The 13,466-nt window shown below is 72.7% G+C and carries 10 protein-coding genes; 5 read left to right on the top strand and 5 right to left on the bottom strand.

Annotated elements, in window-relative coordinates; translation table 11 throughout:
- Positions 1 to 62: 62 nt before the first annotated feature.
- Positions 63 to 362, bottom strand: coding sequence for a WXG100 family type VII secretion target (locus ACZ69I_RS13410; RefSeq protein ID WP_150185642.1), 300 nt, complete (start codon positions 360 to 362; stop codon positions 63 to 65).
- Between the two features lie 269 nt (positions 363 to 631).
- Here ACZ69I_RS13410 and ACZ69I_RS13405 point away from each other — a divergent pair, with 269 nt between their 5' ends.
- The gene (locus ACZ69I_RS13405; protein WP_470832163.1) at positions 632 to 5,380 is read left to right on the top strand and encodes an FtsK/SpoIIIE domain-containing protein; all 4,749 of its coding nucleotides are present in this window, start codon (positions 632 to 634) and stop codon (positions 5,378 to 5,380) included.
- A 99-nt stretch (positions 5,381 to 5,479) separates the two neighbouring features.
- Entirely contained in the window at positions 5,480 to 6,178 is a 699-nt protein-coding gene (locus ACZ69I_RS13400; protein WP_470832161.1) for a hypothetical protein, read from the top strand.
- Here ACZ69I_RS13400 and ACZ69I_RS13395 read toward each other — a convergent pair.
- Together ACZ69I_RS13395 and ACZ69I_RS13390 are read right to left on the bottom strand one after the other, a co-directional pair.
- A complete protein-coding gene (locus ACZ69I_RS13395) occupies positions 6,162 to 7,865 on the bottom strand; it encodes a serine/threonine-protein kinase (protein ID WP_470832160.1) in 1,704 nt (567 codons plus the stop codon). The two genes, ACZ69I_RS13400 and ACZ69I_RS13395, sit on opposite strands and share 17 nt — an antisense overlap.
- A 366-nt stretch (positions 7,866 to 8,231) precedes the next feature.
- Positions 8,232 to 9,134, bottom strand: coding sequence for a menaquinone biosynthetic enzyme MqnA/MqnD family protein (locus ACZ69I_RS13390; RefSeq protein WP_470832158.1), 903 nt, complete (start codon positions 9,132 to 9,134; stop codon positions 8,232 to 8,234).
- Positions 9,135 to 9,424: 290 nt separating this feature from the next.
- Between ACZ69I_RS13390 and ACZ69I_RS13385 the strand changes: the two genes are divergently transcribed.
- Positions 9,425 to 9,628, top strand: a complete 204-nt coding sequence (locus ACZ69I_RS13385; protein WP_006138897.1) for a cold-shock protein — start codon at positions 9,425 to 9,427, stop codon at positions 9,626 to 9,628.
- A 220-nt stretch (positions 9,629 to 9,848) separates the two neighbouring features.
- Here ACZ69I_RS13385 and ACZ69I_RS13380 read toward each other — a convergent pair whose 3' ends face one another.
- Positions 9,849 to 10,409: a helix-turn-helix domain-containing protein gene (locus ACZ69I_RS13380; RefSeq protein ID WP_467670649.1), complete on the bottom strand. Its 561-nt coding sequence runs from the start codon at positions 10,407 to 10,409 to the stop codon at positions 9,849 to 9,851.
- 96 nt (positions 10,410 to 10,505) lie between these two features.
- On the opposite strand from ACZ69I_RS13380, the gene ACZ69I_RS13375 reads away from it, so the two are divergent.
- Entirely contained in the window at positions 10,506 to 11,279 is a 774-nt protein-coding gene (locus ACZ69I_RS13375) for an AzlC family ABC transporter permease (protein ID WP_470832155.1), read from the top strand.
- Positions 11,276 to 11,590, top strand: coding sequence for an AzlD domain-containing protein (locus tag ACZ69I_RS13370; protein WP_467670653.1), 315 nt, complete (start codon positions 11,276 to 11,278; stop codon positions 11,588 to 11,590). The genes ACZ69I_RS13375 and ACZ69I_RS13370 overlap by 4 nt, the downstream gene beginning before the upstream one ends.
- Here ACZ69I_RS13370 and ACZ69I_RS13365 read toward each other — a convergent pair.
- Positions 11,556 to 13,373 carry an AMP-dependent synthetase/ligase gene (locus tag ACZ69I_RS13365; protein ID WP_470832153.1) on the bottom strand — a complete coding sequence of 606 codons (1,818 nt, stop codon included), beginning with the start codon at positions 13,371 to 13,373 and terminating at the stop codon, positions 11,556 to 11,558. The genes ACZ69I_RS13370 and ACZ69I_RS13365 overlap by 35 nt on opposite strands.
- Between the last annotated feature and the right edge of the window lie 93 nt (positions 13,374 to 13,466).

The raw sequence follows: 13,466 nt of genomic DNA, 5'->3' as shown, positions 1-13,466 counted from the left end.
CCGTGAACCGAGGCAGGGGCGGCGGATGCGTCCGCCGCCCCAGACCACTCAAGCCGAGTCGGCTACTTCCGCGCAGCCTTACCCAGCTCATCATCAATCTGCTCGTACTTGTCCGCGGCATTGGTCAGGTAGTCGCCCATGCCGTCCAGACCGTCGATGGTCTTCTTCGCGCCCTCGACGAACTCGTCGAAGTTCTCGTCGAACGCCTTCGAGGCGCTCTTGGTGACGAAGCCCGTCTCGACGAGGTGCTTGATGTACTTCTTCAGGCCGTCGAGCTTCTCGTTGAGCTTGTCCTTCTCCTTGACCACGTGCTTGGCCGCGTCACGCATGTCCTGATATGTGACATCAAGGTCCTTGGCCATGAGGCTCTCTCCCATACAACTCGCCGCAGGGCCAACCCCCGTGGCTCCCTCAACGCGGATCATGTGATCTTCCGCTCTTGCGCCAGCAGCTTACGGGTGGGGCTGGTGGGATCACAGCCCGGTTCAGTCACAGCTCTGCTATGAGCGACTGCGAAGTGGTGCGAAGCCGTGCACGCGGTTTGCCGGTGGGGGCGGGAGCGGGCCGTTGCCGGTGGGAAGGGGGGAGCGGATATCGTCAGGCGCATTGTTCAGCTCCGGGGAGGACGATCGTGCGCCTGACTCTGACCGTCGTCGATCCGTTCGGCGGGGGCTCCGCCGACGTGGTTCTCGACGCCGATCCCGAGTCCACCGTGCAGGACATCGCGGTGGAACTGGCCCGGCAGACCGGCCGCAGCGGCGCGCAGATCATTCCGATCGGACAGGGGCAGCAGGTGCCGGGCGGTGGCGCGCCGGTGATCTACGTCGACGGGTACGCCGTCGATCCCACCGCGACCGTCGTCACCTCGCCGCTGCGCGAGGGCGCCGTCGTCAGCCTCGACGACCCCGCGGGGTGCCTGCCGGGAGAGCCCTCGGGGCTGGTCGAGCTGCGCGTGGCGAGCGGGGCCGCCGCGGGCTCCGTGCACCGGCTCGGCATCGGGCGGTACGACATCGGCAGCGGGCCCGCCGCGTACATCCGTGTCGACGATCCGGAGATGCCGGCCCGCGCCCTGACGTTGTCAGTTGCAACCGACGGCACCTGCCGGGCCACCCTGCACGGGGAGGCGGAGGACAAGGAGGGCGTCACCCTCGACGGTGAGCCCTTCGGGGTGGAGAAGGAGGAGCCCGAGCCGGCCGGGACGCCCGCGCCCGAGGGCGAGTCCAAGAAGGACAGGAAGGCCCGGGAGAAGCGGGACAAGCAGGAGAGGCGGGAGTGGAAGGAGGCGCGGGCCAAGGCTCGGGCGGCAGGGCGGCGCGACACCGTCCCGTGGCCGCTCGGCGCGCAGATCGCCGTCGGCAACACCCTCCTCGAACTCGTCCGCTACACGCCCCCGAACGCCGCCCTCAAGTGGTCCGAGGACGGCGCGGGGCTCGACTACAACCGGCCCCCGCGGCTGCGCCCGCCCGAGCGGCAGACCACCTTCCGGCTGCCCGCCCCGCCCCGCGAGTTCGAGGCGCGGCCGCTGCCGTGGCTGATGGCGCTGTTCCCGCTGGTCGGCGCCGTCGTGGCAGCGATGATCTTCAATCGCTGGTACTACCTGATCATGGCGGGGCTCAGCCCGATCATGCTCTTCGGCAACTACTTCATGGACAAGAAGCACGGGCGCAAGTCCCATGCGAAGCAGGTCAAGGAGTACAAGGAGACGAAGGCGCGGATCGAGAAGGACGCGCAGGACGCGCTGGTCGCCGAGCGGCTCGACCGGCGCAACGCCGTGCCCGACCCCGCCGCCGTGCTCGCGCTCGGCACCGGGCCCCGTACGCGGCTGTGGGAGCGGCGGCGGACCGACGGCGACCACCTGCTCCTGCGGTTCGGGACCGGCCAGTTGCCCTCCGAGGTCGTGCTCGACGACCCTGAGAAGGACGAGCACCGGCGGCAGGTGACCTGGAAGATAGAGGACGCGCCCGTCGCGCTGCCGCTGAAGGGGCTCGGGGTCATCGGCATAGCCGGGCCCGACGACTCCGCCACCGCGCTCGGGCGCTGGGCCGTCGCGCAGACCGCGACGCTGCACAGCCCGATGGACGTGCAGTTCTACGTACTCACCGAGAACACGGCCAAGGACAGCTGGGACTGGGTGCGGTGGCTGCCGCACGCCCGGCCGTCGGGCGGGCAGGACGTCAACGTCCTCATCGGCACGGACGCCGAGACCGTCGGCGCCCGCATCGGTGAGCTGACGCAGATCCTCGACGCGCGCGTGAAGGCCGCCGAGGACAACAAGGGCCAGGGCGCGAACTTCTCCGACCCGGACATCGTCGTGGTGTGGGACGGCTCGCGGCGGCTGCGGTCGCTGCCCGGCGTGGTGCGGCTGCTGCGCGAGGGGCCCGCGGTGCACATGTACGCGCTCTGCCTCGACACCGAGGAGCGGTTCCTGCCCGGTGAGTGCCAGGCCTTCGTGGTCGCCGAACCGAAGCCGGACCCCCACGCGTACGCGGATGGGGCGGGCATGCCGGTGTCCCCCGGCGTGCCGGACGCGCCCGCCCGGCCCCCGCAGGCCCCCGGCGGCTTCCCGTCCTTCCAGGCCTGGCACCACACCGCGCCCGACACCCGCCGGGCCGGCGCCCCGCGCGAGCTGCGGCTGCGCGTCGAAATGTCGGGCGCGGAGCGGCTGCGCGACGTACGGCCCGACTTCGTGACCCCCGCCTGGTGCCTGCGCCTGGCGCGGGCGGTCTCGCCCCTGCGCGACATCAGCGGGGAGACCGAGGACTCCGCGCTGCCGGGGTCCAGCAGGCTCCTGGACGTGCTGCAGCTCGAGCCGCCGACGTCCGCCGCGATCACCGCGCGCTGGCAGGCGGGCGGCCAGTCGACGATGGCCGTCATCGGCGAGTCGTACGACGGTGCCTTCGGCATCGACATGCGCAAGGACGGCCCGCACGGTCTGATCGCGGGTACCACCGGTTCCGGCAAGTCGGAGCTGCTGCAGACGATCGTGGCGGCGCTGGCCGTGGCCAACACCCCGGAGAACATGACGTTCGTCCTCGTCGACTACAAGGGCGGCTCCGCGTTCAAGGACTGTGTGAAGCTGCCGCACACCGTCGGCATGGTCACCGACCTCGACGCGCACCTCGTCGAGCGCGCCCTCGAATCGCTCGGCGCCGAGCTGAAGCGGCGCGAGCACATCCTCGCCGACGCCGACGCCAAGGACATCGAGGACTACCAGGACCTGGTGCGGCGCGACCCGTCGCACGCGCCCGTGCCGCGACTCCTCATCGTCATCGACGAGTTCGCCTCCATGGTGCGTGACCTGCCCGACTTCGTGACGGGTCTGGTCAACATCGCCCAGCGAGGCCGTTCGCTCGGCATCCACCTGCTGCTCGCCACGCAGCGGCCCTCCGGTGTCGTGTCGCCCGAGATCCGCGCCAACACCAACCTCCGCATCGCGCTGCGCGTGACCGACGGCGGCGAGTCGAGCGACGTCATCGACTCCCCCGAGGCCGGGCACATCTCCAAGAGCACCCCGGGCCGGGCGTACGTGCGGCTCGGGCACGCCTCCCTCGTGCCCTTCCAGTCGGGACGCGTCGGCGGCCGTCGCCCCGGCGCCGCCGACCCCGCCCTCCTCGCCCCCTGGGTCGACACCCTGGACTGGTCCGAGCTCGGCCGAGCCTCGCTGGTGAAGCCGAAGACCCAGGCCCGCGAGGAGGAGGAGATCACCGACCTGAAGGTCCTGGTCGACGAGATCATCGAGGCCAACCGCACGCTCGGCATCCCCGCCCAGCACAGCCCGTGGCTGCCCGCGCTCGGCGAGACCCTGCTGCTCGACGAGATCCCGGTGCCCGCGCCGCGCACGGCGCCCGGCGCGCTCACACCCGCCGCGTACGGCGTCGAGGACCTGCCCGCCGACCAGGCGCGCCGCCCGGTCGTCGTGGACTTCGCGAGCTTCGGCCACCTGATGATCGGCGGCGCCCCGCGCTCCGGCCGCTCGCAGGTCCTGCGGACCATCGCGGGCTCCCTGGCCCGCACGCACTCCTGCGCCGACGTCCACATGTACGGCATCGACTGCGGCAACGGCGCGCTGAACGCGCTGACCCGGCTGCCGCACTGCGGCGCCGTCGTCGGGCGCAACCAGACCGAGCGCGTGGTGCGCCTCATCAACCGCCTCAAGGGTGAACTCACCCGCCGCCAGGACCTGTTGGCCGACAAGGGGTACGCGGACATCGGCGAGCAGCGGGCCGACGCAGCCGTGGACGAGCGCCTTCCGCACCTGGTCGTGCTGCTCGACCGCTGGGAGGGCTGGCTGCCCACGCTCGGCGAGCTCGACCACGGTTCGCTGACCGACGAGATCACCACGATCATGCGAGAGGGCGCGAGCGTCGGCATCCACATGGTCATGACGGGTGACCGGCAGATCCTGGTGGGCCGCATCTCCTCCCTCACCGAGGACAAGTACGGCCTGCGCCTCGCGGACCGCTCCGACTTCTCGATGCTCGGCATCCCGGCCCGCAAGGTCCCCGAGGAGATCGCGCCCGGTCGCGCCTTCCGGAACGAGAGCGGCACGGAGACGCAGTTCGCGCTGCTCTCCGAGGACTCCACGGGCCAGGGGCAGGCCGCGGCGATCGCCGCGATCGGCGAGCGGGCCGCGGCCCGCGACGCTGACGTACCGCGCGGCCTGCGCCCGTTCCGCGTCGACACGCTGCCGAGCCGGGTCTCCTTCGAAGAGGCGTGGGAGCTGCGCGACCCGGACGCCTCGCGCTCCAAGCTGTGGGCGCTGGTAGGCATCGGCGGTGACGAGGTCATGGGCTACGGGCCCGACCTGGCGCAGGGCGTGCCCGCGTTCGTCATCGCGGGCCCGGCCAAGTCGGGGCGCTCGACGGTCCTGATGAACATGGCGCGCTCGTTCCGCTCGCAGGGCGTACGGCTCGTCGTCGCCGCCCCGCGCCAGTCCCCGCTGCGGGAACTGGAGGGCACCGAGGGCGTGTTGAAGGTCTTCACCGGGGACGACATCGACGAGGACGAGTTCGAGGAGCTCATCGACGAGGCGGACGCGTCCCGCGAGGAGCCGGTCGTCGTCCTCATCGACGACGCGGAGATGCTGGAGGACGCGGACGCGGCGAGCCAGTTCAAGCGGATCGTCCAGCGCGGCGCCGATCAGGGCCTCGCCCTGGTGCTCGCCGGTGACGAGGAGGACGTCTGCAGCGGCTTCTCGGGCTGGCAGGTCGACGTGAAGAAGGGCCGCCGCGGCATCCTGCTCTCCCCGCAGGACAGCTCCAGCGGCGACCTGATCGGGCTGCGGATCTCGCGCAGCCTGGTCGGCGGACCGATCACCCCCGGCAAGGGCATGCTGCACCTCGGCAACGGTGAACTGGCGACGCTGACGACGCCGTTGTAAGCGTTCGGGTGGTTGTCAGCGTCCGGATGGTCGTCAGCGTTCGGATGGCTGTCAGCGCGCGGGCAGTCGTCAGCATCCAGGTACAGGAGCGGGGGTCTCGTGGGCGGTTCGGCGAAGAAGGCACGGCGGCGTGCCGCGGGGCCCGCGCTGCGGTACGCGCACGTGCCGGGGGCGCGGACGGCGGGCCGTCAGCCGGGCAGGCGGAAGCGGTCGGAGAAGGGTGAGGAGGGTGAGGAGGGTGAGGAGAACAACTGGCTCTTCGGCACCCTGATGTGCCTCACCGTGCTCGTGGTGGTGGTCCTGTTCGCCCTGGCGGGCATGGCCTGGAACGCGACGCTGTGGGGCGAGGTCGCGCCCGCCTGGCCCGGCGGCGGCTACGGCTTCGCGGTCACCATCGGGCTCCTCACCCCGCCCGCCGCGGCCGCGGTCATCGCCCCGCTCAGCCGGGCGAACTGGAAGAAAGAACCGCTCCGTTCGACCGGGTGGGCGGCCGCGGCGCTGCCGGGCGTGGCGCTGTCGTGTCTGCTGCTCCTGCTCGACCTCGGGGCGAGCCGCCCCAAGCGCCGCCGCAGGAGGCCGGACTGCTTCGAGCGCGGCGGGGCCTGCTGGGTCCACGAGCAGTACCCCTACCTGTGGGCGCCCGGGATCGCGGCGGCCTTGCTCTGCGCGGCGGCGGGCGGCTGGCTCGCCTACCTGTACGTCAGGAGGCGGCGCGCCCGCCGCGCACCGGCGGAGCGCAGCTCACCGGAGCTCAGCCCACCAGGGCTCGGTGCGCCGGAGCTCAGTTCACCGGAGTGAGCCGCGCCTTCGGGTCCCCCGCCCCCGGATCGTCCGACGTGTACGCGAGGCTCCCGCCGTCCGGCCGGAGGTAGACCGTGTGCGCGGTCTGGGAACACTGGCCGCCGTTGTTCTCCGCCCCCTTGCCCGTCGCCACGACTTCCTTCTCCGTGGCCGACTTGAGGGTCAGGACGTCCGTGCACGTGTTGCCGATCGGGTCGTGCTGCACCACCGTGCCGAGCCGTTGCCCCGGCTTCGTCTGGCGCAGGGTGACCGTGAACGTGCCGAGGGGGACCGTGCCGCCGCTCGCGTCGGCCTTGCCGCGCCACGTGCCGAGGTAGGCCCCGGGGACCTTGCCGCCGTCCGCGGAGTCACCCGGCTCGCTGGGCGCCGTGGTCGCCGCCGGGGGCTGCTCCCCCGCGTCCTGCGACGTGTCGTTGTCGTCCGGCAGCATCCCGAAGACGAAGACCGAGCCGACGGTGACGGCGGCCAGCGCCCCGGCCACGGCGAGCGCGACCGTACAACTCACTCTGCGCCCGCGGCCGTTCGCGCCCTCCGGTGCGGACGTCGCGGCCACGGAGACGGAGAACCTGCCCGGCGGGCGGGTGTCCGCCCGGGACTCGGCGCGGGGCTCCGGCACGGGGGCGGGCGCCTGCGGGGGCGGGGGCCGGTCCGCGAACCCGGCGGAGGCCACGTACGAGGGGTCCGGAGGTCCGAACTCCCCCTGGGCGGCGGCGGACTCGAACGCCACGGGGCCGGAGGGCGCGTCCACCGGCGCGGGTCCGACGGCCGCTCCCGCCCCCGCCCCCGCTCCCGTGTCCAGGTCGAGCAGCCGCACCGCACGCCTGCTCACCCGCTCCACCACGGGCCCCGGCAGCCATCCGGCGGCCACGAGCCGGGCCGCGCCCTCGGGGGCCAGGCGGCGGGCGAGGTCGCCGGGCGCGGGCCGGGCGGCCGGGTCCTTGGCGAGGCAGGCGGCCGCGACGTCCCGCAACTCGCCGGTCAGGGCGCCCAGTTCGGGCTCCTCGTGGACGACCTTGTAGAGCAGGGCGGCCGACGAGTCACCGGGGAAAGGTGACTCCCCCGTCGCCCCGTACACCAGGACCGCGCCCAGCGAGAAGACGTCGGCCGCGCCCGTGACGGTCTTGCCGAGGATCTGCTCGGGCGGCATGTAGCCGGGCGAGCCGATGGAGACGCCGGTGGAGGTGAGCGAGGCCGTGCCGTCCGTGGCGCGGGCGATGCCGAAGTCGATGAGGCGCGGCCCGTCGAGCGTGAGCAGGACGTTCGACGGCTTCACGTCGCGGTGGACGAGCCCCAGCGCGTGCACGTGCGCCAGCGCCTCGGCGAGACCGGCGCCGAGGACGCGTACGGAGTGTCCGGGCAGCGGCGCGCCCTCGCGCACCGCATCCGTGAGCGAGGGCCCGGCCGCGTACCCCGTGGCGACCCACGGCACGGGCGCCTCCGGGTCCGCGTCCAGGACGGGCGCCGTCCAGTCGCCGCCGACCCGGCGCGCGGCGTCGACCTCGCGGCGGAAGCGGGCGCGGAACTCCTCGTCGAGCGCGAAGTGCGGGTGGACGATCTTCACGGCGACCGTGCGGCCGCCCGCGCTGCGGCCGAGGTAGACCCGGCCCATGCCGCCCGAGCCGAGCCGGCCGAGCAGCCGGTAGGGCCCGATCGCGGTGGGTTCGTCGGCTTCGAGCGGATGCATGACCTTGACCTCCCCCAGGCGTGCCGCCGGACACCTCGCGCGGGTCAGCACTGCGGATCAGCGTAGTGCGGAAGCCGGTGGGGAACGCCCCTGCCCGCGTTCCCCCCTCCCTGTGCGCAATGACCGTAAGTCCCGGATTCACCGGCAAGGTATGGGTATGGGCGGATAGCCCTGCCCGGCGGCAACGGCTATCCCGGCAATTACCGGAAGAGCCTGCCGTTCACCGTGGTGATGCCCGTACTCAATCCGGACGCAAAGAACTATTGCGGCGGCGGCGATATACCGGGCGGCCCGGAATGGACGCCTGGACGACGGACGGCGCCCCCGATTTCGTCAAGGCGAATTCCCGTACGTTCACGTCCCCGGTCAGGGACTCAGCAGTGCCACTTCCACGTCGGCGGGGAAGCCGGTCGTCGGGCCGACCCTGCGGGCGAACTCGGTGACGCCCGCCAGCTGCTCGCCGCCGAAGCGGAAGTCGAGCGTCGTGAAGTACCGCTCCAGGACGCCGGCGTCGAAGGACTCCCAGCGCGCGGCCTGCTCGGCCACCTTCGTCACTTCGTCCAGGGAGAGGTCGCGGGAGGAGAGGAACGCCTTGTGCACCTCGCGCACGACCTCCGGCTCGCGCGCCGCGTACTCGCGCCGCGCCGCCCAGACGGCGAAGACGAACGGCAGGCCCGTCCAGTCCTTCCACATCTGCCCGAGGTCGTAGACGTCCAGGCCGAGGCGCGGCCCGTCGATCAGGTTGGCGCGCAGCGCCGCGTCGCCGATGAGGACGGCGGCGTCCGCCTCCTGCATCATCAGCCCCAGGTCGGGCGGGCAGGTGTAGTAGTCGGGCCGCACGCCGTGCCGCTCGGCGAGCAGCAGCTGCGCGAGGCGTACGGAGGTCCGCGAGGTCGAGCCGAGCGCGACGCGGGCGCCGTCCAGCTGGTCCAGCGGCACCTGCGAGACGATCACGCAGGACATGACGGGGCCGTCGCAGCCGACCGCGAGGTCGGGGAAGGCGACGAGGTCGTCGGCGTTCTTCAGGAACTCCACGAGCGTGACGGGCGCGATGTCCAGCTCGCCCCTGACCAGCTGCTCGCTGAGCTTCTCGGGGGTGTCCTTGGTGAGCTCGAAGTCGAGGAGCGTCCCGGTCCGCGCGAGCCCCCAGTACAGGGGCAGGCAGTTCAGGAACTGGATGTGACCGACGCGCGGCCGGGGAATGCGGCGGGAGCCGTGTCGCTGTTCGGCGCCTGCCCCCGCGGAGGCGTCCAGGGGAGAATTGTCCACATCGGGGAGGCTAGCCCCCATCCGGTACGGTGCGGGTGCCGGGGCGCCGACGTGCCTCTCGTCAACCCCGTCGGGGGCCTCGTCAAACCTCCGGGTGACGTGATCTTGCCCCCTATTGCATTCCGCCGTCTGCGTGCTAAGCTCGCCGCAAGTTGCAGTTTGGTTTCCCTTGCAGTACAGAGCCTGCGGAGCATGTAACTCCGCGGGCTCTCGTCGTTTTCAGACTTATGCAGTTGTTTAAACAATCGCTGGTTCTGGAGCAGGGCAACCCTTTGGCCCAAGGAGGGCTTATGGCTACCGGAACCGTGAAGTGGTTCAACGCTGAAAAGGGCTTTGGCTTCATTGCCCAGGAAGGCGGCGGCCCGGACGTCTTCGTCCACTACTCCGCGATCAACGCGAACGGCTTCCGCTCCCTCGAGGAGAACCAGGCCGTTTCCTTCGACGTGACGCAGGGTCCGAAGGGCCCGCAGGCGGAGAACGTCACCCCGATGTAATCGGGCGCCTCACGTGAGTGGGGCGTGTGGTTGCTCCGGTGACCAGATCCGGAGATTGAGAGCAGTACCCAAGGAGCCCTGCTCCTCCGCGGTTGCGGGGGAGGCGGGGCTCCTGCCTTTTGCTGGCCCCTGGGCCTTGGGCGGCTGGGTGGGTTCGGGGGCTTTGCGTCGGGGGCTGCTGCGGGTTCGTTGGGGCTGAGCGCGCAGTTCCCCGCGGCCCCTACGTGTGTTGCATGATCAAGACGAAGGTCGTGGCGGGGGTCAGGGCCTCGTAGGCGTGGGGGACGTCGCCTCGGTAGGACATGTAGTCGCCGGGGGCCAGTTCGACCGACTCGCCCTGGGGGCCCGCCAGGAGGCGGCCCGTGCTGAGGATCAGGTGTTCCACCGAGCCGGGGATGTGCGGGGCGGACTCGCGCGCAGGGCCCGGCTCCAGCGCGCCGTGGTAGATGTCGCGCCGCACGCCGGTCGGGCCCGCCGAGAGCAGCGTGCCCGCGTAGGAGGAGTTCTCGGCGAGCATCGTCGGGCCCTCGCCCGCGCGGATCACCGTCACCGCGGGGGCGGGCGACTCCACGAGCACGCTGAACGGCACCCCGAGCGCGACCGCCAGGGCCCAGAGCGTCTCGATGCCGGGATTGCCGGTGGCCGCCTCCAGCTGGGACAGCGTGGACTTGGCGATCCCGGCGCGCTTGGCCAGTTCGGAGAGGGAGAGTCCGGCCTTGGTGCGCTCGCGGCGCAGGGCCGCGGCGACCCATTCGCGCGGCATGCGGGACCCGTCGGTCATCTGTGCTTCTCCTCGGCTTTCTCCCCGTTGCGTTCGGCAGAGCGGGCCGATCGTTCGGCTTGACGAACGACGCCCGCTCCGCTCATCCTACGACGCATGCGTTCGCCACACCGAACAGACAGCCCACCGCACCGAACGGGACGGGCGGGCGGGGGCCTCGTGCGCGTCTCCGACCTGCCGCCCGGCGTCCTGCGCGACATCGCACTCGTCTGGCTCGCCGACGCCGTCGTCGGCGTCTCCTTCGGCGCCATCGCCGTCTCGGGCGGGCTCCCCCTGTGGGTCCCCGTGGTCATGTCGCTGCTCGTCTACGCGGGCTCCGCCCAGTTCAGCGCGGTCGGCATCCTCACCGCGGGCGGCGGCCCGGTGGCCGCGGCCGCCACCGGGCTGCTGCTCAACTCCCGCACGGCGGCGTTCAGCCTGGCCCTCGCCGACGACCTCGGCCGGTCCTGGCCCGCCCGGCTGATCGGCGCCCACCTCGTCACGGACGAGACCGCCGCGTTCGTCCTCGCCCAGGAGGGCCGCGCCGGGCGCAGGGCGGCCTTCTGGATATCCGGCATCGGCCTGTTCGTCGCGTGGAACCTCAGCGTGCTCGTCGGGGCCCTCGCCGGGTCCGCACTCGGTGACACCGACCGGTTCGGGCTCGACGCCGCGTTCCCCGCGGTGCTGCTGGCCCTGGTGCTTCCCGCGCTGCGCGCCGACAGCACGGCACGGCGGGCCTCGGCGGCCGGCGCCGTCATCGCGGTCGTCGCCGCCCCGCTGCTGCCCGCGGGCGTGCCGGTGCTGCTCGCCCTCCTCGGGCTGCTCGCCGCGCGGCGCGGGCCCCGCCGCCCCCGCCGCCCCCGTCCCGCCTCGACGAGGAGTGCCTCGTGAACGCCACGCTCGCCTGTGTCCTCGCCCTCGCCGCGGGCACCTACGTCTTCCGCCTCGCCGGGCCCGTCCTGCACGGCCGCGTCGAACTCTCCGCCCGTGTCCAGGAGTTGCTGACCGTCGGCGCCACGGTGCTGCTCGTCGCGCTGCTCGCCACCGGCGCGCTCACCGAGGGGCAGGACTTCGCGGGGTGGGCCAGGCCCGCCGGAGTGCTGGCGGGCGGTGTGCTCGCCTGGCGCAGGGCGCCGTTCGCCGTGGTCGTGGTGGGCGCGGCGGCGACTACGGCGCTGTTGCGTCTCGCGGGGCTTTCGTAGCGCCCGCCGCCGGGCCCCTCCCCGCGGGCCCGCCCCGCTCGTACAGCTCCTCCACCACCCCCGCGTACCGCTCCGTCACCGCCTTCCTGCGCACCTTCAGGCTCGGCGTGAGCAGGCCGTCCGCCACCGTGAAGTCCTCGTCGAGGACGGCGAACGCACGGATGCGGGCGGGGCGCGAGACGGCCGCGTTGGCGGCCTCCACGGCCTCCCGGACCAGTGCCCGTACGCGCGGGTCGCGGGAGGCGGGCTCCGTCAGCGTCACCCCTTCCCGCGCCGCCCAGCCGGTCACCTCCTCCGCGTCGAGCGTGACGAGGGCGACCGGGTAGGGGCGGCGGTCGCCGACCATCACGGCGCGGGAGACGAACCGCGAGCTCTGGATGGCGAGTTCGCTCAGCGAGGGGGTGAGGTTCTTGCCGCCGGAGGTGATGATGAGGTCTTTCTTGCGGCCGGTGATCGTGAGGAAGCCGTCCGCGTCGAGCTCCCCCAGATCGCCCGTGTGCAGCCAGCCGTCCTCGTCGAGGGCGTCGCCGGTGGCCCGCGGATTGTTGTGGTAGCCGGGGAAGACCATGGCGCCCCGGGCGAGGACCTCACCGTCGTCGGCGATGCGCAGCTCGACGCCGTCCACGGGGCGGCCGACGGTCCCGTAGCGCACGGAGCCCGGGTGGTTGAGGGTGAGGACGCCCGCCGACTCCGTCATCCCGTACCCCTCGTAGACCGCGATGCCGCAGGCCCGCAGGAAGTCGACGGTGTCCGGCGCGATGGGCGCGCCGCCGGTCAGCGCCCACCGCACGCGCCCGCCGAGCGCCTGCCTGACCAGGGCGTAGAGCGCCTTGTCGGCGGCCTCGTACGCGTCCCGGAGCTCCTCGGGCAGCACCCCGTCCGCCGCGAGGACCCCGATGCGGACGGCCTCGTCGAACCGTGCGCGGCCGCCCTCCTGCGCCTCGGCGAGGGACAGCACCACCGACCGCACCTTCTCGAACAGCCGCGGCACGGACGGCAGATGCGTGGGCCGCGCCTCGGCCAGCTCGGCGACGACGTCCTCGACGCGCCCGCCGAAGAAGGTGAGGGTGGCGCCCCCGATGAGTGTCGTGAACTCGATGAGCTGGGCGAGGAGATGGGCGAGCGGCAGGTAGAGGTACGTCGAGTCGCCGGGGCCCCCGTCGACCAGCGGCACGGACGCGGCCTGCACGGCGAGCAGGTTGCCGTGCGTGAGCAGACAGCCCTTGGGCGGGCCGGTGGTCCCCGAGGTGTAGATGATGGTGGCCAGGTCCTCGCCGCCACGCGTCGCGGCGCGCGTCAACAGCTTCTCCAGCGACCCGAGTTCGGCCGGTTCGCGGGTCATGAGGACCACGTGCCGCACGCCGGGCAGCCGCCCCCGCAGCCGTTCGATCTTCGCCGCCTGCGCCTCGTCCTCGCAGATCACCACCGAGGCCCCCGAGTCCGCCACGACCCAGGCGACCTCCTCGTCGCCCGCCGTCGGGTAGACCGGCACCACCACCGCGCCCGCCGCCAGCACACCGAAGTGCGTCCAGGTCCACTCCGGACGGGTCTCGGCGAGGACCGCGACGCGGTCGTCCGGGCGGACCCCGAGCGCGAGCAGGCCCCGGCCGACCCGGCGCGCGGCGTCCCGCAGCCCGGTGTACGACAGCTCGGCCCACGCTCCCTCGCGCCGGAAGCGCAGCGCGGGCAGCTCGCCGTGGCGCTCCCCCGCCCACTCGGCCAGCAGGGCCAGCGTGCCGGGCAGTTCGGCCGGATCCTTCGGGTCCTTGCGTGTCTGCTGCATGAGTACGACGCTAGGGAGCGCGCCCGGCCCCCGGGATGACGGGAAACGTCAGCACCACTGACCGGGGCGCTCAGGCGGGCGGACGGGGTTCCG

This window comes from Streptomyces sp. NPDC036815, assembly GCF_055609205.1.
The sequence above is the reverse complement of the archived record's forward strand: the minus strand, read 5'-3'. Positions and strand labels throughout refer to the sequence as shown.

Excerpts from the sequence above, each read along its gene's own strand:
- ACZ69I_RS13365 (WP_470832153.1), bottom strand. The coding sequence starts at position 13,373 with ATGCAGCAGACACGCAAGGACCCGAAGGATCCGGCCGAACTGCCCGGC.
- ACZ69I_RS13385 (WP_006138897.1), top strand. The coding sequence starts at position 9,425 with ATGGCTACCGGAACCGTGAAGTGGTTCAACGCTGAAAAGGGCTTTGGC.
- ACZ69I_RS13380 (WP_467670649.1), bottom strand. The coding sequence starts at position 10,409 with ATGACCGACGGGTCCCGCATGCCGCGCGAATGGGTCGCCGCGGCCCTG.
- ACZ69I_RS13395 (WP_470832160.1), bottom strand. The coding sequence starts at position 7,865 with ATGCATCCGCTCGAAGCCGACGAACCCACCGCGATCGGGCCCTACCGG.
- ACZ69I_RS13375 (WP_470832155.1), top strand. The coding sequence starts at position 10,506 with ATGCGTTCGCCACACCGAACAGACAGCCCACCGCACCGAACGGGACGG.
- ACZ69I_RS13410 (WP_150185642.1), bottom strand. The coding sequence starts at position 362 with ATGGCCAAGGACCTTGATGTCACATATCAGGACATGCGTGACGCGGCC.